General features: G+C 51.9%; 13 protein-coding genes and 1 pseudogene. 12 read left to right on the top strand and 2 right to left on the bottom strand.

The window, feature by feature from the left end:
• The first annotated feature begins 141 nt into the window (after positions 1-141).
• The 7 genes from BMX22_RS12095 to BMX22_RS12120 all read left to right on the top strand — a co-directional run bounded on the left by BMX22_RS12095 (position 142) and on the right by BMX22_RS12120 (position 5,372).
• Entirely contained in the window at positions 142-813 is a 672-nt protein-coding gene (locus BMX22_RS12095) for a response regulator transcription factor (RefSeq protein ID WP_074742692.1), read from the top strand.
• A complete protein-coding gene (locus BMX22_RS12100; protein ID WP_074742693.1) occupies positions 801-1,922 on the top strand; it encodes a HAMP domain-containing sensor histidine kinase in 1,122 nt (373 codons plus the stop codon). Before BMX22_RS12095 ends, BMX22_RS12100 begins: the two co-directional genes overlap by 13 nt.
• Positions 1,923-2,409: 487 nt before the next feature.
• On the top strand, positions 2,410-2,859 hold the full coding sequence (locus BMX22_RS12105; RefSeq protein ID WP_074742694.1) for a MarR family winged helix-turn-helix transcriptional regulator: 450 nt from the start codon (positions 2,410-2,412) through the stop codon (positions 2,857-2,859).
• Positions 2,860-2,891: 32 nt separating this feature from the next.
• Positions 2,892-3,680 (top strand): nitroreductase family protein, encoded by a 789-nt coding sequence (locus BMX22_RS12110; protein WP_074742695.1) that lies wholly within the window; start codon positions 2,892-2,894, stop codon positions 3,678-3,680.
• Between the two features lie 21 nt (positions 3,681-3,701).
• Positions 3,702-4,628: an aldo/keto reductase gene (locus BMX22_RS12115; RefSeq protein WP_074742696.1), complete on the top strand. Its 927-nt coding sequence runs from the start codon at positions 3,702-3,704 to the stop codon at positions 4,626-4,628.
• Between the two features lie 13 nt (positions 4,629-4,641).
• Positions 4,642-4,860, top strand: coding sequence for a hypothetical protein (locus tag BMX22_RS16905; RefSeq protein WP_318259736.1), 219 nt, complete (start codon positions 4,642-4,644; stop codon positions 4,858-4,860).
• Positions 4,857-5,372, top strand: a complete 516-nt coding sequence (locus BMX22_RS12120; protein WP_074742697.1) for a flavodoxin — start codon at positions 4,857-4,859, stop codon at positions 5,370-5,372. Before BMX22_RS16905 ends, BMX22_RS12120 begins: the two co-directional genes overlap by 4 nt.
• Before the next feature lie 458 nt (positions 5,373-5,830).
• Here BMX22_RS12120 and BMX22_RS15895 read toward each other — a convergent pair whose 3' ends face one another.
• Together BMX22_RS15895 and BMX22_RS12130 are read right to left on the bottom strand one after the other, a co-directional pair.
• Positions 5,831-7,552, bottom strand: coding sequence for a dockerin type I domain-containing protein (locus tag BMX22_RS15895; RefSeq protein WP_081349198.1), 1,722 nt, complete (start codon positions 7,550-7,552; stop codon positions 5,831-5,833).
• Between the two features lie 72 nt (positions 7,553-7,624).
• Entirely contained in the window at positions 7,625-12,745 is a 5,121-nt protein-coding gene (locus BMX22_RS12130) for a leucine-rich repeat protein (RefSeq protein WP_074742698.1), read from the bottom strand.
• Positions 12,746-13,481: 736 nt separating this feature from the next.
• On the opposite strand from BMX22_RS12130, the gene BMX22_RS12135 reads away from it, so the two are divergent.
• The 5 genes and pseudogenes from BMX22_RS12135 to BMX22_RS12155 form a co-directional block, all read left to right on the top strand.
• Entirely contained in the window at positions 13,482-14,606 is a 1,125-nt protein-coding gene (locus BMX22_RS12135) for an MORN repeat-containing protein (protein ID WP_074742699.1), read from the top strand.
• A gap of 172 nt (positions 14,607-14,778) precedes the next feature.
• The gene (locus BMX22_RS12140; RefSeq protein ID WP_074742700.1) at positions 14,779-16,332 is read left to right on the top strand and encodes an ABC-F family ATP-binding cassette domain-containing protein; all 1,554 of its coding nucleotides are present in this window, start codon (positions 14,779-14,781) and stop codon (positions 16,330-16,332) included.
• A gap of 45 nt (positions 16,333-16,377) precedes the next feature.
• Entirely contained in the window at positions 16,378-18,123 is a 1,746-nt protein-coding gene (locus tag BMX22_RS12145; RefSeq protein WP_074742701.1) for a 1-deoxy-D-xylulose-5-phosphate synthase, read from the top strand.
• Positions 18,124-18,135: 12 nt separating this feature from the next.
• Positions 18,136-18,753, top strand: a complete 618-nt coding sequence (locus BMX22_RS12150) for a nitroreductase family protein (RefSeq protein WP_074742702.1) — start codon at positions 18,136-18,138, stop codon at positions 18,751-18,753.
• 18 nt (positions 18,754-18,771) lie between these two features.
• Positions 18,772-19,014, top strand: a pseudogene (locus tag BMX22_RS12155) (hypothetical protein); the annotation flags it as partial.

Consider the following 19,014-nt stretch of genomic DNA (forward strand, 5'->3'; position numbering starts at 1 on the left):
GATATAATGTATGCAAAGCATACATTATATTTATCAAAATGCCCTTGCAGATACGCAGATCAAAGATCTGCTTCCTGCATATCGGGCAATTATATCATAACGCTTCGCTTTTATGATATATAGTGGCAAGGAAGTGAAGATATGTACAAGATACTCGTTGCTGACGATGAAAAGGACGTCGTGAGCCTGCTCAAGGACTACCTCGAGCTAAGCGGCTACTGTGTGTTCACCGCTAATAACGGGGCGGAGGCGGTCGAGGCTGCCTCGAATGCCCCAGACCTGATACTGCTCGATGTCAATATGCCCGAAATGAACGGGTTTGAGGTCTGTTCAAGGCTCAGGGAGCATATTAACTGCCCGATACTGTTCCTCACCGCACGCGTGGAGGACTCCGACAAGATAAGCGGTTTTGCTGCGGGCGGGGATGACTATATAATCAAGCCGTTTTCGCTCGATGAGCTCGGGGCGCGTATCGCCGCGCACCTCCGCCGCGAGCAGCGTTCGGCTGCATCGGCAAATGTGCGGTTCTTCGGCAATACCGTCGTAAACTACACCGAGAGGTCGGTCAGTGTGGGCGGCGAGAGAGTCGACCTCACGAAGAAGGAGTACGGCATCGTTGAGCTGCTCTCGCTCAATATGGGACAGACATTCGACAAGGAGCGTATCTATGAGAAAATATGGGGCTACGACGCGGAGGGAGACAGCTCGGTCGTCGCGGAGCACGTCCGCAGACTGAGGGCAAAGCTTGCAAAATACGGCGAGGATCCTCACCTCGGGACTGTTTGGGGTATGGGCTATAAATGGATAAAATAAAGAAAAGGACGCTCGCGTCCGCATTGTTGGTGTATCTCGTGCCGTGTGTCATCGTATGTGCGGCAGGCGGCTTCATAATAGAGGCGGTGTCAAGCTATTTGCAGATGTGGTTCTTAAACGTATTCTACGGCAATAGCGCGATGTACGGCAAAGATGCTTTGGCAGGCAAATTCTATCTTATCTCCGAGCTGTGCTACTATCTGCGGATAGTTCTCGTGCCGTTATGGGCGGGGGCGTGTCTGTGGGTCACGGCGCACATCTTCATTCGCAGAGAGATACAGCCGCCTGTGGATACGCTGGTGGAGGCGTCCGACAGGATACGCAGCGACGAGCTCGACTTCAGGGTCGAGTGTCCGACTGACAACGAGCTCGGCAGGCTGTGCGGCTCTTTCGAGGATATGCGGTGCAGTCTCTACGACAGCAACTACAGCCTGTGGAAGGCACTCGAGGAGCGCAAGAGGCTCAATTCCGCCTTCGCGCACGACCTCCGAACGCCGATAACTGTGCTCAGCGGCTATACTGAGCTGATAGAGCAGTGCGGCGGGAGGCTGAGTCCCGAGAAGCAGGCGGAGATGCTCACGAAAATGGCGGGACAGGTCGAAAGGCTGAAAAGCTACACCGAGAAAATGAGCGGCGTGAACAAGCTCGAGGATATCATCCCCGATGTAAAACCCGTGCCTTTCGCTGAGCTGTGCAGGCATATCTCCGAGAGCGGCGGGCTGCTGTGCGGCGAGAAGCTCGTTTTCGGTTCGGACGGGGACGGCGAACGGCTCGTATATACGGATTCCGAGCTTGTAATGGAGGTATTCCTCAACCTCGTTTCCAATGCGCTGCATTATACGAAAACGTTTGTCAGGTGCAGCGCGGAGCTGGGTGAAAGCTCGCTGAAAATAATCGTCACCGACGACGGCTGCGGTTTCTCCGAGGACGCGATGAGGCAGGCGTGGAAGCCCTTTTATCGCGATGAGAGCGAGGAGGACAAAACGCACTTCGGGCTCGGTCTGTATATCTGCTGGCTGCTCTGCCGAAAGCTCGGCGGCAGTATCACCATTGACAACGCTCCGAGCGGCGGAGGTATGGTCACGGCGGAAGTGAATATCCTGAAGTGAGGGCAAGGAGACATACCTCTGCTGCTGCCTCGGCGGAATATCGGCAGATGTTTCGTCGGCTGCGCCGAGGTGAAGATGTATGGGGCGGTCGGCAGGCATTGCTTCGCTCGCCTGCCTGCTTCTCAGAGGGGGGGCGCTGTCCCCCTCGGAGGAGGGAATTTCCGCTTCGCGGGTGGGGTTATTTTTGTATAGTATCGGGAAGTGTTTCGTCGGGCTGCGCCGAGGCGTAAATGTACGGGGCGGTCGGCAGGCATTGCTTCGCTCGCCTGCCTGCTTCTCAGGGGGACGCTGTCCCCCTCGGTTCACCCCCTGCCGGGGTGAGAGCCTCACCCCGGACCCCCGCGGATTCCGCTTCGCGGTTTTTTTATTTATCGCTTTGGCAATAAATATCTGCTTTTTTTGAAAAAAACTTTGTACCCCTTGACAAACGCGGATATATTTGATACAATATAGTTGCGACAGATATTATGTACGGAGGTGCATTCACTTGGAGTATGACTACAAAGAGGCCATGAAGCTTGACAATCAGCTGTGTTTCCCGATCTATGCGGCTGCGCGTGCTATAACCTCAGCTTATACACCGTATCTTAAACCGCTTGGTCTGACCTACACTCAGTACATCCTTTTCCTTGTGCTGTGGGAGAAAGACGGTCTGACTGTCGGAGAGATCTGCAAGAGACTTATGCTTGACAGCGGGACATTATCCCCTGTTTTGAAAAAGCTGCGGCAGCAGGGGTATATCGAAAAGAGCCAGAGCACTGCCGATGAGCGTTCGTTTATCATCACTCTGACAGAAAAAGGAAGGATGCTTCAGGAGAAGGCAAAGGATATCCCGCTTCAGGTCGGGAAATGCGTCAATATCGCTCCCGAAAAAGCCAGACTGCTTTATGATCTGCTTTATGAACTGCTCGAGCTGACTTCCGACCGTTCACAATAAGACCGTGATAAGGTAAATAAGAGGTGCTGACTATGGATATGATGGAACTCATCAGGACAAGAAAAAGTGTGCGCACTTTTGACGGAAATGCTGTAACAGAAAACGACATCAAGAAGCTGACGGAATATATCGAAACGATCACAAACCCGTTTGGTGTCCCTGTGGGATTTGTTCTGCTTGATGCCAAAGAACACAGCCTTTCCAGTCCTGTCATTCAGGGCGAACATCTCTATATTGCTGGGAAGGTACCTAAGACGGAACACTGCGCGGAGGCTTTCGGGTACTCTTTCGAGAAAATGGTGCTCTATGCTTGGTCACTCGGAATAGGCACAACATGGATCGGCGGCACGATGAAGCGTGAGCAGTTTGAGAAGGAGGCGGGCGTCAGAGAAGGGGAGATCATGCCCTGTATCAGTCCGCTCGGTTATCCTGCAAAGAAACGCTCTATCAAAGAGATAGGTATGCGTACTGCTATAAGAGCGGATAAGCGCATAAAAAGCGAGGAGCTGTTCTTTGAAAACGATCTCGGCACTCCGCTGCGCTGCGATGATGTCACGGTACGGAATGCTCTTGAAGCTGTTAGACTTGCTCCGTCGGCTGTCAACAAGCAGCCGTGGCGTATCGTAAAGTGCGGAAATGACTATCATTTCTATGAGAAGCATACTCTCGCAAGCGGCGGTGCTGCGTGGGACGTGCAGAAGGTCGATGTCGGGATAGCGATATGTCACTTTATGAGCATTGCGGGCGGAACGCTGAGCTTTGAAAAGCCTGAGACCGCTGTTGGTAAGGATACAGAGTATATCGCAACGGTTACACTGTAAAAATATAGTAGGAGGTCATGTATGAAAAATCTCAATATTGTAAACGGTCCGCAGAATGTTTCTGCGATCATTCAGGGCTGCATGAGAATGCCTGCATTGTCAAAAGAAGATGCAGCTAAGGTCATCCGCACTGCTTATGACTGCGGTATCAACTTTTTCGACCACGCCACTTGCTACGGAAACGGTGAGGCAGAGGAGCGCTTCGCACAGGCTTTTCCGCTGACAGGTATCAGGCGTGAGGACATCTATATCCAGAGCAAGTGCGGACTCTGCTTTGACAGAAATGAATTTGACTGGACGAAAGAGAATATCCTGTCCAGTGTCGATGACAGCCTGCGCCGTCTGAATGTCGGATATCTGGATGCTCTGTTGCTGCACAGACCCGATCTGCTGTTTGATCCCGAAGAAGTCGCAGAGGCTTTCGATACGCTCGAAAAGTCCGGAAAGGTACGCCATTTCGGCGTCAGCAACCTGATGCCCTTGCAGATCGAACTGCTGAAAAAATATGTGAAGCAGCCTCTTGTTTTCAATCAGGTGCAGCTTTCACTGGAACAGTCTCAGCTCATTGATCAGGCACTTTATATGAACAACAAGACGACCGATCTTTCCGTGAACCGTGACGGCTCTGTACTGGATCACTGCCGTCTGAACGACATCACTATACAGGCGTGGTCGCCACTCCAGTTCGGAATGTTTGGCGGAACGTTCATTGACAATCCCGATTTTCCCGAGCTGAACAAGGCGCTTGCCGAGATAGCGGAGAGGGAAGGCGTGTCAAAAGCTGCCGTTGCCATTGCATGGATACTCCGTCACCCTGCGAAGATGCAGGCGATCATCGGAACTATGAATCCTGAGCATATCAGGGACACCTGCGATGCCGTGAAGGTCAAGCTGTCACATCATGACTGGTATGTTCTTTATCTGGCATCAGGAAAATTCCTGCCCTGATCCTGAGGCGGCTATGAACAGTTTTTCTCCGATGAAAAAAATACTGTCCTGTATCATGAAGATCATCGTCATCGCTTCCGCAGTGAGCGGTACCTTCCTGAGCTGGTACGCGGGGCGTGTTCTGGATCTGGGATATGCCGCAGAGGGGGCGGTCCGCTGCCGAATCACGACAGCAGGAAGCCTCTGTCGGAGACGGTCACATATCTGTAAAATAAGGAGGAGCGATCTATGAAGTCTATCGTTATCTATTTCAGCGCCGAAACAGGAAAAACAAGAAAAATCGCAGAGGAACTTGCAGCTGAGCTGGGTGCGGATATTTTCGAGATCAAGCCTGAACAGCCATACACCGCTGCCGACATCAAGTGGACAAATCCGCTCGCAAGATGCAATAAGGAAAAGCTCGGCAAGAAGGATGTTCCCGTTGTCGGTAAGATCGGGAACTGGGACGAGTATGACACGGTCTATCTCGGTTTCCCTATCTGGTATTATGGCGCGCCCAATGTGGTGAACACGTTCTGCAAGGGCTATGACTGGAAGGGAAAAACGCTGCATATCTTCGCTACGTCCGGCGGCAGCGGCATCGGGAAAACTGCCGAAAAGCTTGCGCCGTATGTCGGGGGGCAAACATCGCAGATGCAGAGAGAGTCACGTCTGTATCGGAGATCGCAATTCGATGATTTCGTGATTGGTGTCGCCCGACCGCTAAATTTGTTCTATACTGCGTCGGGCTGCGCCGAGGCGTAAATGTACGGGGCGGTCGGCAGGCGTTGCTTCGCTTGCCTGCCTGCTTCTCAGAGGGACGCCGTCCCCTTCGGTTTATCCCCGCCGAGAGTTTTGACATAAATTGTTTAGTATCGGTGGATGTTTTGTCGGCTGCGCCGAGGCGTAAATGTACGGGGGCGGTCGGCAGGCGTTGCTTCGCTCGCCTGCCTGCTTCTCAGGGAGACGCTGTCCCCCTCGGTTCAACCCCGCCGAGAGTTTTGACATAAATTGTATAGTATCGGGAAGTATTTCGTCGGGCTGCGCCGAGGCGTAAATGTACGGGGGCGGTCGGCAGGCTTTGCTTCGCTCGCCTGCCTGCTTCTCAGGGGGACGCCGTCCCCCTCGGTCCACCCCCTGCCGGGGTGAGAGCCTCACCCCGGACCCCCGCGGATTCCGCTTCGCTGGTTTTTTTATTTATTGATTATTGCCCGATTACGGAGTCAGTTTGCTTGCTGTGTCAAATACTCCTTCAATGTCGGGACATCGCCCGCAGCAGTTGAAGCAAATGCATAATAAGAGAGAATATACGAAGAATCCTTCGCGTCTATCTTTCCGTCATCGTTGACATCGGCTGCCGCCTTCTGAGCCTCGGTGAGCTCCGAGTCAGCTCCTGTGGACATCTTTGAATACTCGACAAGTACAAATGAGGCGTCCTTGGCATCTATCTTGCTGTCTCCGTTGCTATCACCGAGCGACAGGACAGGCTGTTCGCCACCAAATCTGTAATCGGTGATGTACCACTCGCCGCTGCTGTATATGAAGTCAGCCGTTCCCTTTCCGTAAAGCTCGTCACCCGCTATGGTAGTGGCTGTGAAGGCGCTTTCGGTCTTATCGGACAGCTCCACTCCGTCCTGAGTGCGGAAGATGTAAAATGAGCGCCCTGTCCTCTTTACGCACAGACTGCCGTTGATATCCACGATGTTTTCGGAGCTTTCAACGAGTATGTCGTTTCTCAGGTCGCCGTATACCGTTGCCTCGACAAGTACGTGGAAGTCATAGAGCATATTGAAACGTGTGTCGGTTATTTTCGCGTATTCGTCGTTTATTGGCTCTGTGTACTGCGGGGAGGCGTTCATTATTGCCAGAATAGTCGAGAGGTCGTCCATTTTCTGCTTGGCTATTGTATGAAGGTCGCTCTCCTTCTCGCCGACTTCATAGCCTTTGATGAGCCAGATGCCGTCAGCTTTGACAAAGTAGACGCTCTTCTTTCCGTAAAGCTCATCTATTGCTGTCGGGACAGCGGTCAGTGAATCCTCGGTCTCGTCTTTAAGCTCTACTCCCTCTTGCGTATCGAATACGGGGAATGAGACGCCTCTGTTCTCAACGTAGAGCTTGCCGTTTTCAATGATGAAGCTGCTGCCTGCCTGCTCAATGAGCGAATCGCTCAGAGGAGCGGCAGCTATAGATCTGACATAGCTCTTGAATTCATCGTAAGTTTTGAACGGTGCGTTTTTTACCCTTACGTAGGTTTTATCGCCGTCCGTTTTGATCTGATCCTCGGTGTCTGTATAGGCGGGAGCCGCATTCAGTACACCCATAAGCATATTAAGGCTGTCAAGCTCCTCGCATACTATCGACTTTGTATCAAAAGGTGAATCACAGAATCCGTAATCACTTATGAGCCAGTCGCTGTCCTTGTAAAACTTAGCCTTGCAATAGCCGTTCATTTCGCTGAATGCCTTCGTCACAGCGGTGAACTCTGTCTCTGCGGTACGAGTGAGAGTTACGCCCTCGGAGGTCGGGGCTGTGTAATAGTCCGTGAGCTTTCTCTTGACGTACAAAGCTCCGTCCTTCTCAGCGAAGCAGTCTGCAAGCTGAGACTCAAAGTTTTCTTTTGCGCCGAAGCAGCAGGTCGCGTTGATGAAGTCCTTTACCTTTTCAAGAGTGGGGAAGCGTTCGTCCGTGACCTTGAGCAGGAGTCCGTTGGTTGTGGTATCATCGGTCTTTTCGGTATATGCGGGAGCTCCCGCAAAAAGTGCGGAAAGTACATTCAGGTCGTTCAGCTTGCTTACGGCTGCCTCGGACATTTCATCTGATGTCGGCATTTCGGAAACAACTGCCGTTTCAGTATCGGCAGCGGTAATGCACATCTGCAAAGGCTGTGTACATATACAAATGCTCATCAGCGCGGCTGCTAATGCCGCAATAGGTCTTTTTTTCATTATTCTTACATCCTTTCGCGAAATATGTAATACCTCCCGCAAAGCAATGCGGGAGGTATGTTTTTATGTTGATCAGCTTGCTTTGGCAGCCATATACTCTGTCATTGTCGGGACATCGCCTGTTGCCGTCGAAGCCATTGCATAGTAGGCAAGTATAAACGAAGCGTCCTTGGCGTCTATCTTGTCGTCATTGTTGACATTTGCGGCAGCCTTCTGCGTATCGCTGAAGTCGTCCTCTGCACCTGTCGACATCTTTGAGTAGTAAACAAGTATCTGGGAAGCGTCCTTGGCGTCTATCTTGCCGTCTTCGTTGACATCGCCGAGCGTATAGTCGGCAGTCTGCCCCTGCTGCGGCATTTCTTCGACGGAGAGTTCCCTGAGTTTGAGCATCCCGCTCTCCTTGCAGGCGATCCCTGCGTAGCTCTTCGCGTCTGCCTTTACGCCAATTTCCGCTCCTGCGAGTGAGGTCTCGGACTTGGGTGTCAGTATAAACGTCATCGAGGCTTCGGTGTTATTGCCTTCCTCCTTGACGGGAGCGATGTTGCAGTCTACAGCATTGCCGTTCTTGTCAATGAGGACAAGGCTATTCGCGGTAACAGTGCTGTCGAGCATATGCTTCGAGAACTTCACTACTGCCTTTCCGCCGTTGTATCCTGCGTCCTCTATCTCGGCGGGAAGTGTGGAGGTCAGCTTGATGTTGACTCCGGTCTGGACGGGAAGTACGGGCAGCCATTCTGACGCTGCGTCCTCGTATCCCTCTCCGGATATGCGTACCTGCCACATACCCTCGGGTACGTCCCACGCGAACCAGCCTGCATCGTCTGTGATCTGCGGATTCACCTGATCGTAGTCCCCTGCGTTCCACAACACGGCCTTTCCCTCGCTTTCCTGATAGTATATCTGTGCCGTCACACCTTCGACAGGATTGCTCGGAAGCCATTCATAGGCTATTCCGCTCGGGTCGTACAGTACGTTGAGGTTTGCTTTATTAGAGACGGCGTAGGCTTTATTCCTGATACCGTCATCTGCATAGTCAAGTCCTTTATTGACCGTCCATGCGATCAAGGCAACTACTGCGCTTATAATTATCGCAGGAAGCAGTTCTATTGCTCCGACTGCTGAACCAGCAAGAACTATTAACCCACTATAAAGAACAAATACGGCAGTCATGAAACGCGCAATCAAAGAGCCCATAAGAACTGTCTTCAGATAGGCGGCTGCCGCCTTTACCTCCGGATTCTTGGAGAATCCGATCTGATCCCATATATCTTGCAGGTCGATGCCCTTATGGTACAGGTCAAAAAATGTCGTGATAACACTGAATATATACAGGGCACCGTTTGCAAATCCCTGGAGGCTCTTGCTTAGTCCCTCGACCAGCAATGAATTGAAGGTGTCACCCATCCACGCGAACAGCGGCTGAAGTGTTGATGAATACATCTGCATACAGATATTGCTCACGCCTGTCGATACGTTTCTGACGATAGTTATCGTGCCTTCTACTATCGAAGTTCCTGTGGATTTGAGAAAATCAGCTGCGCTCTGTGTGCCGACAGCAATATTGTACATTATCTTGTCTGCAAGAGGGAGCTGATCCTGTGTGAGGGCTATTTCATAGACCTCGACATAGGAGCCGTCAGGCTGCCGTATGGTCGCAGACGGTCTGGTCAGCTTGAAGGTATCGGCTGCGATAAGATCGTCGCCTGAATACTCCTTGCCGTCGATCTTGAGGTGATCTGTATTAACAGTCAGTACATTCAGAGACGGCACGTCTGTAAAACGGGCATTGGCATTCTGTAACGCTGAATATCTTGAGAGCGGTGTGAGGTCGGGCGGAGCCGCTTTAGCCGCCTTGGCTGCGTCAGCATACTTCGGGACGAACTTGACAGCAAGAACATCCTTCTCGTTTGCAACGATTTCCATAGGGTTTTCTTCAAGAAAGGCTCTGACCTCGGCTTCCTCCTCGCTCGATACCGCAGAGGAATACAGTTCCTTTCCGCCCTGGGTGCTGAATGTAGTATTGCCGTTTTCATCAGTTCCGGCAAAATATGTCATATCTATGCTGCGCGGGACCGCAAGTATGCTCAGCGTGCCTATAACGCGCGAATCAAAGAAGCCCGAGCCCTTCCATGTGCCTGTTTCCTCATTGAAGCTGAGCTCTATCGTTGATGTATTTCCGTTGATCGTGGAGGCTACGCTGACACTTTCGCAGTCGTTGTCGGCAAGCGTTACCTCAAAGCCGAGAGAATGAGCGGGATTTATAGCAAGAAGCGGTCTTTCACCGTATTTGAAGGCACCAGTGATGTCTGTGCTATACTCCTTGTGGTTGTTATAGTGAGAGAAGATGACCTTCACGACTTCATTGGTATAGTTGTTGCAGCTGACATTGGCTGTCTCCGACTTCTTTTCGCCCGACTGAGCATAGAGTTCGAGCGTATCGCCATAATCGGCGACGGCGGTGATAGCAGCCGTATATTTGCCTGTATACTGATTGGGCTTTGCTGTTGCGACAGCTTCACCGTTGAGATATATCGTCACGTCAGAGTCGATAGGAGCGCTGCCGTATATATCGAATTCGGTCTTTCCGTCCTCTACCTTTGTGTTCGCAGGGGCAGTGAGCGTTACGGGCTCCCAGCCAGTGGAATCGTTGTCGGCGGGGATGAGCTTTTCATATTCCCTGTAACCGTTGGTGTAGGTGACTGCCATATACACTTCAATAGTCGTATCGGCACCTTCCTTCGGCTCTGTGCTGAATCTGAAAACTCCGCTGTCTTCACCCTCTGCGACAGTGAAATATGTACGTGTCAGATATGCGCTCTCGAGCTCTGCATCCGTCAGTCCGACAGGGCGGCTCCTTGCAAGGATAGGGTTGCTGTCCTTGGTGGTAACTCTGATCTGAGCGCTTTTGTAAATGTCCTTGAATACGGGGTTGAGCGTGTAGTAGATAGTATAGTTGATAAGTCCGCCCTCAGCCGTTTCCGTTTCTACACGGCTGACGAATGTGTCGTTTCCCTTGAACGGGATCACACGCTCGTCGAGCAGTGAATTGCAGCCGTCAAATGTGTACTTTTCAAAATGCTCGGTGGGAAGGAGCTCACCTGCCTCGAACGGCATATCAAGCGTTTCCAGCTCGTAGCATCTGTAAAATGCGGAGTCCCCGAATCGGGTGACGGAACCCGGGATATGCACTGTCCGAAGCTCATGGGCGTTAGCAAGGGCATTTTGGGGTATGACCTCGATGCCGTCCTCGAACCATGCCTCGCGTAAACCGCAATTAAAGGCGTCATTGCCGACCGTTGTGATCGCCTTCGGGAATGAGAGCTCATAGAGTGATGAGCAGCCGTTAAATGCATATGAATTGACATTTGTAAGTGCGGCAGGAAGCTTGACCTCTCTCAGGTTTTCGCAGAACTCAAAGGCTTCGCTGCTGATGACAGTAACAGAATCGGGGATAGTAACAGAGCCGAGAGATTTACAGTTGCGGAATGACTGATAGCCTATCGTCTCAAGCCCCGCGGGGAAGGTCACCTCTGTCAGCGCCTCACAGGCACGGCAGCAAGCCGTTGGTATCGCTGTGACGCCGTCACCGAAGGTAACGCTCTTCAGGTTCGGACAATCATAGAGGAGGTAGTAGGTGTCTTCGCCGCCCTCTCCGTACAGACCTGCGGGAACATATGCTTCCTCAAGCTGTGTGCAGCCTGAGAAGAGATATGCGCCTATCTTGCAGCCGTTCTCGGGGATATGTATGCTTTTGAGGCCTTCACAGTACGAGAAGGCTGAGTTGCCGATTGATTTTACTGTGTTGGGGATATCGACGGTCTCAAGAGCCTTGCAGCTCATGAAAGCCCGTCCACCTATTTCTGTTATGTCGCTCGTCCAGTCTATGTCGACGAGTTGTTCAGCAGAGTAGAAAAAACTGGTCGGTATCTTTGTGAGACCTTTCTCAAAATGAACAGTCTCCAGAGAGGAACTGTTGAAGACAGAGTCGCCTTCCGTTATCTGTGCGGGAACCGTGAATTCCTTGATGCCTTTTGCGTTGGCAAAAAGCCTTGAACCGAGCGATGTTACGGAATCGGGAATATCAATTTTAGTAACATATTCCGTGAAAGCACACAGAGAATCGGGCACCTTCACCATACCGTCTGTCAGGTGGACTGTTTCGATATATGATTTTTCAAGTGCAGAACTCGCAGCAGTTACTGTCGAGGGGATAGTTATCTCCTTCAGATTCGTGCATCCCTCGAACGCTTTCATCCCTATTTTTTCCAGTCCTTCAGGGAGAGTAACGGAAGTCAGCGCAGTGTCGTCGATAAACGTGGCATTTCCGAGTTCCTTCAGAGTTGACGGTAACACGACCGTGGTAAGTTTGTCGCAATAACCGAATGCTTCGTGTTCTATTTTCTCGACACCCTTTGGCAGGTTGACCTTTTCAAGTCCGTCGCAGCCGTCAAACGCGTGGTGTTCAATGGTATTTATGCTTGAAGGCAAGTCGAGGTCGACAAGATTGTTGCAGTCATAGAATGCATACGAGCCAATATCTGTTACAGAATCAGGGATAACGAGTTTATTCAGTTCAGGAGCAGAGTATGCACAGTAAGCAGGTATCTTCTCGATACCGTCCTCAAAAATGAGGGTCTCTATGCATGATTCGGAAAGAGAGGATAGCGTGCCCATTCCATAGAAGCTTGAGCAGCTCATGCCGTCCTCGGGAATGTCCTTGGGGAGGGTTAGCTCCTTGAGGTTTTCGCATTTTGAGAAAACGCAGTAGCTCAGCTTCTGTATCCCGGCAGGAAGTGTGATGGATGTCAGTCCCGAAGAGGCGAACGCTCCCCAGCCGAGTTCCGTTACTGTGTCGGGGATAGATATGCTTGTGAGTTTTGGATACTTTTCAAATGCTCCGCTGCCAATATCGGTTACTGCCTTTCCTTCGACTGTCGCGGGGACAGTCAGCGAGGTGACGGTCTCCTTGTCGCCTGTCCAGCCGGTTATTGTGACTTTTTCACCCTCTATCGAATACTTGAAGCCATTGGTCGTCTCGCCTGTGACAGCCTCTGCGTAAGAGCGCATTTTTGGCGGCAAGCACTGGAGAAATACGGCTGTGATCGCAGCAGAAGTACATACTGCCACTGCCTTTTTGAACAGTGTCAGCTTGCCGTTCTCGGGTTTCAGCAGCTTGTTGTTCGGGTATCTCATATAAACACTCCTTCCGTTTTGGAAAATAAACAGCTTGTAGAAAAAAGATGTGATAATACAAAATTACTTATTTTCTGCGTGCTGTTGACTGTATTATAGCAGATTCTACCAAATAAGTCAACGGTTATAACATGAATTCTCGCGTAAAAGAATATTTTTTTAATTGCTTCGGCAGTATGGTATCGGTAAATGGTTCGTCGGTCTGCGCCGAGGCGAAGGTGTACGGGGCGGTCGGCAGGCTTTGCTCCGCTCGCCTGCCTGCTTCTCAGAGGGGGACGCTGTCCCCCTCGGCGGGTGGGATTTCCGCTTCGCGGGGGGATATCTTTTGTGTAGCAGCGGTAAGTGTTTCGTCGGTCTGCGCCGAGGCGAAAATGTACGGGACGGTCGGCAGGCTTTGCTTCGCTCGCCTGCCTGCTTCTCAGGGGGACGCCGTCCCCCTCGGTTCACCCCCTGCCGGGGTGAGAGCCTCACCCCGGACCCCCGCGGATTCCGCTTCGCGGTTTTTTGGATTTATGCATTATACTCCGAATGCTTTGTCATAATGACATTGTATAATCATTCGTGGTCTGAGTTGTAATACCGAAAGTTTATTCTCATGCTTTATTGATTAATTGTTGACTTTGCGGGTGTAATATGTTACAATATATCAGATGACTATTATACGGGTCCAGCCCGACTGATTTATAAAATTCGTCAGATTCTCCGCAAAGATCTGAAGCATCAAGGAGAAGAAAATATGGGAATGTTAGACTTTTTAAAAATAAGCCACGGTATCGCTAACAGTATCAGCTATACAAGCAAGACTCTCGGTACAGGTACATATTCGGGCCATGTGGGGGCGTCGAGGCTCCCCGAGGGCCACGGCGTATTTATCAATGAACTTGAGATAGAGTTTGACGGCGAATGGAAGGACGGCAAGCTCTGCGGCTTCGGCAAGAAGTACGCCAAGGGGTACTATGACATGATGCGCGGAGACGGCGAAGAGACCAGCAAATCCCTGTTCTATGCAGGCGAATTCAAGGACGACAAGTACCACGGTAAAGGAAAGTCCTTCAACCAGAACGGCGGGCTTGAATATGACGGCGAATGGGAGGACGGCTGGAAATCGGGCGAAGGCATAGAATACTATGTCAACGGTACTCCCAAGTTCGTCGGGACCTGGAAGCGCGGAAAATACAACAGCAAGGGCGTTTTTACCTTTGAAAACGGTGACGTTATCAAGGGCGAATGGCGCGACGGTCTGCTGGAGGGCTATGCCGAGCTTACCAAGCGCGACGGCTGTGTTTACAAGCGCTTCTACAAGCACGACGAGATACTCATGGAAAAGCTTATCAGCGGTACTCCGCCTCCCGATCCCGATTCGTCAAGAACACTCAAATTCGATAACGGCGTTTATGAGGGCGAGATCGACTTCTCGGGCAATATGCACGGAAAAGGCGTTTTTACCTATTCTAACGGCGACCGCTACGAAGGCGGCTATAAGGAGGGCGCAAAGCACGGTAAGGGCGTTTTCACCTACGCTGACGGAAGGTCGTATGACGGCGAATTTGAAGATGATATGCGATGCGGCAGAGGCGTCTTCCACTATCTGAACGGCGATGTCTATGACGGTGAATGGAAAGGCAATCTGAAGCACGGTCAGGGTGTGTTCTCCTACAAGAGCGGCGACCGCTATGAGGGCTCCTATTCAAACAGTCTGAAGGACGGACACGGTACTTTTTATTTCAGGAACGGTGAGTCCTACGAGGGCGAATGGAAAAGCGACAAGCGTCACGGTGAAGGCGTTTACACCTGTTCCGACGGCAGAAAAAAGCGTCAGCAGTGGGATAATGATACGCTGGTGAGCGAAGTTTTTGAATGAACAGAGGGAAGCTCTTTCGTAACGGAGCTTCCCTCTCTTTGTTATGTAACGTGTCCTCAACAAACGCCTTTTGGCAGTTGTTGTGGACACATTGATTGTACCAAGTAAATTCGGTGTTGTAAATAGTCGGGAGATATGGTATAATGTTACCATAACTATTCGGAGGAAATTTATGAGCATACTTAATGTTGAACACGTTACGCACGGATTCGGTGCAAGACAGATACTCAACGACGCTTCGTTCCGTCTGCTGAAGGGAGAGCACGTCGGACTCGTCGGCGCAAACGGCGAGGGCAAGTCCACATTCCTGAACATAATCATGGGCAGGCTCCAGCCCGATGAGGGAAAGGTCGAGTGGTGCAGACATATCACGGTCGGCTACCTCGACCAGTACAGCACGCTTGCAAAGGGAAAGACTATCCGTGACGTACTGCGTGAGGCGTTCGACCACCTCAGCGAGCTCGAAGCCGAAATGCTCGCGCTCTATGAGAAGATGTCCGACTGCTCCGAGGACGAGATGAACTCGCTCATGGAGGAGGTCGGCGAGATACAGAGCATTCTCGACTACAGCGGCTACTACACCATAGACGCGAAGATATCCGAGTACGCCAACGGTCTCGGACTGAACGAGATAGGACTCGACAGAGACGTTTCGGAGCTATCGGGCGGTCAGAGAGCTAAGGTACTGCTGGCGAAGGTGCTGCTCGAAAATCCGATGATACTTATCCTCGACGAGCCTACCAACTTCCTCGACGAGAACCACATCCGCTGGCTGACAAACTTCCTGCAAAACTACGAAAATGCGTTCATTCTCGTGTCGCATGATGTGCCGTTCATGAACAGCGTCATCAATGTGGTCTACCATGTGGAGAACGCCGTGATGACGCGCTATACGGGCGATTACGACAACTTCGTGCGTATGTACGAGCTGAAAAAGAAGCAGATAGAGCAGGCTTACGAGAAACAGCAGAAGGAGATAGCCGACCTCGAGGACTTCATCGCCCGCAACAAGGCTCGCGTTGCGACTACGAACATGGCTAAGTCGCGGCAGAAGAAGCTCGACAAAATGGACAAGATAACCCTTATGCGCGAGAAGCCCAAGCCGACTTTTGCGTTCAGAAAGGCGCGTACCCCGGGGCGCGTTGTCATCGACTGCAAGAACGTTGTCCTCGGCTATGACGAGCCGCTCACAAAGCCTATCTCGGTCAAGGTCGAGAACGGGCAGAAGATAGCTATTCGCGGCGTCAACGGCATTGGAAAGTCCACGCTGCTGAAGACCCTGCTCAAGATAATACCGCCTGTTTCGGGCTATGTCGAGCATGACCAGTTCGTGGAGTACGGCTACTTCGAGCAGGAAGAGGAAAGCACCGCAAAGACGGCGCTCGACGTGATATGGGAGGAGTACCCGTCGATGACCAATGCGGAGGTGCGTGCGGCGCTCGCGCAGTGCGGGCTCACCACCGAGCATATCACATCGCAGATGAGAGTGCTCTCGGGCGGAGAGAATGCAAAGGTAAGAATTTGCAGAATAATGCTGAAAGAGGTCAATCTGCTCGTCCTCGACGAGCCGACGAACCACCTCGACGTTGACGCTAAGGAGTCACTGAAAAAGGCGATAAAAGACTACAAGGGCACCGTGCTCATCGTGAGCCACGAGCCTGAATTCTACATGGATATCGCCGACAACATCTGGAATATCGAGGAATGGTCGACCAAGATAATCTGACGCTGACCGCTGCGGCTGCTGCAATAAATCCAAGGGAGGTACACAATGTATATTGAGAAGATCAACTCACCTAAAGACATCAAAGCGCTGGACAAAGGTCAGCTGGCTGAACTTGCTGCCGAGATAAGAAGCGGACTCCTTAACCGCCTTTCCAAGCGCGGCGGACACTTCGGTCCGAATTTCGGCTTCGTAGAGGCGACTATCGCTCTGCACTACGTTTTCGATTCGCCGCGGGATAAGTTCGTGTTCGACGTCTCACACCAGTGCTATACCCACAAAATGCTCACGGGGCGCAAGGACGCTTTCTTCAATGACGAGCACTTCGGCGATATATCGGGCTACACCAATCCCGAAGAGAGCGAGCACGACTTCTTCAATGTCGGACATACCTCAACCTCCGTCAGCCTTGCCTGCGGACTTGCCAAGGCCCGCGACCTTATTGGCGGGGAGGGTAACGTCGTTGCGATAATCGGAGACGGCTCACTCAGCGGCGGCGAGGCTCTCGAGGGTATTGACTTCTCCGCGGAGCTCGGAAGCAACTTCATTATCCTTGTCAACGACAACGATATGTCCATTGCCGAGAATCACGGCGGTCTTTACACGAATCTGAAGGCTCTGCGCGAGTCGGACGGAAAGTGTGAGTGCAACCTCTTCAGGGCTATGGGACTGGACTATCTCTATGTAGCTGACGGCAACGACATCGACGCGCTCATTGAGGCTTTCAGTAAGGTCAAGGACATCGACCACCCGATAGCTGTGCATATCAACACTGTCAAGGGCAAGGGATATGAGCTCGCCGAGACGCACAAGGAGCAATGGCACTGGCATATGCCCTTTGACCCCGAGACAGGCAAGGAGCTGTGGGAAGGCGGCGGCGAGGATTACAGCTCGCTGACCTGCGACTACCTGATGAAGAAGATGAAGGCGGACAGGAGCGTTGTTACTATAACTGCGGCTGTTCCTACCAATATCGGATTCACCGAGGACAAGCGCCGCGAGGCGGGAGCACAGTTCGTGGACGTCGGTATCGCGGAGGAGCACGCCGTAGCTATGGCTTCGGGTATCGCAAAGGCAGGCGGAAAGCCCGTATTTGCGACGCATTCCAGCTTCTTCCAGCGCACATACGACCAGATATCACAGGACCTCTGTATCAACGGCAATCCCGCAACTCTGCTCGTGAATACGGCGTCCGTTTACGGTATGCACGATATCACGCACCTCGGTATCTATGATATCCCGATGATGTCGAACATACCCAATCTCGTGTACCTCGCGCCCACAAACTGCGAGGAATACTTCTCTATGCTCGACTGGAGCATAGAGCAGGACAAGTACCCCGTCGCGATACGTATACCCTGCAACGGTGTTATCCACTCCGACAAGCCTGTTGATACCGATTACAGTCAGCTCAACAAGTACCGTGTAACTCAGCAGGGCAGGGGAGCTGCCATTATCGCTCTCGGCGACTTCTATCAGATAGGCGAGGAGCTCGCAAAGCTCATCGCCGAGCGGACGGGTACGGCTCCCACGCTCATAAATCCGCGCTATATCACAGGTATAGATGAGGAGACGCTTGAACAGCTCAAGGCGGAGCACGGCACGGTAGTAACCCTCGAGGACGGTATTCTCAACGGAGGCTTCGGCGAGAAGATAGCGCGGTTCTACGGCGCTGACGAGATGAAGGTGTTCTGCTACGGACTGAAAAAGGAGTTCCTCGACCGCTATGCAGTTGAGGATGTGCTGAGAGACAACCACCTCACGCCCGAGCAGATCTACAGCGACATTTTCTGAGGAGGGGCTGCTGTGGAATTTTATGAGGCTATCGACCGCAGAAGCAGTGTTCGCGACTTCACCGACGAGACTATCCCGCGTGAAGTCATTGAGCGTATCGTCGGGGCAGCGCTTAAGGCTCCGACAAACGACCATTTCAGGGACTGGCATTTTATCGTCGTGACCGATAAGGCGGTAATGAGTGAAGTGCTGGAGGGAGTTCCGAAGGATCTGACGATAAAGGACGTCGACAATATGACGTTCATCTCCGACCCTGTGCAGAAGAGCGCCTATCAGTTTGCCGTGCCCAAGCAGTACAGTATGCTGATGAATGCAGCGGCGGTCATCATTCCGCTGATGGAAAAGAAGGTCGATATCCTTCATCCCGCAAATCTTTCACATCTGAATTGCTTTGCGTCGGTGTGGTGCAGCATCGAGAACCTGTGGCTTGCCGCGACGGCGGAGGGATACGGCTGCAACCTGCGTATACCGCTCGGCGATGAGGAGAAGAAGGCGAGGGAAGCTACGGGCTTTCCCGAAGAATACATGATACCGTGCTTTATCGGTATAGGCAGAGCTGCGGAGGGAGCGTTCCGCACCAAGCAGCTTGTTCCCGACATTGAAAAGCAGCTTCATTGGCAGAAATTCTGAGTTAAAGGAGAAAACGACATGGATTTCGTTTACTATAACCCGAGCGACGACAAGCAAAGCTGCGTTGTGCGGACTATGACTAAGCTCACGGGCAGGGAGTACGACGCGGTGAAGTCGGAGCTGACTGAGCTTGCGCAGGAGCTCGGCTGCGGGACGTACAACGATGAAGCTGTTTTCGAGCGGTATATGGAGAGTCATGGCATATCCAAGCTGAAAGAATATGATGAAATAAAGGTTGGCGCGCTCGAACTGAAAGGCGGC

It is taken from the genome of Ruminococcus sp. YRD2003 (assembly GCA_900109435.1).
Lineage (GTDB): Bacteria > Bacillota > Clostridia > Oscillospirales > Ruminococcaceae > Ruminococcus > Ruminococcus flavefaciens_G.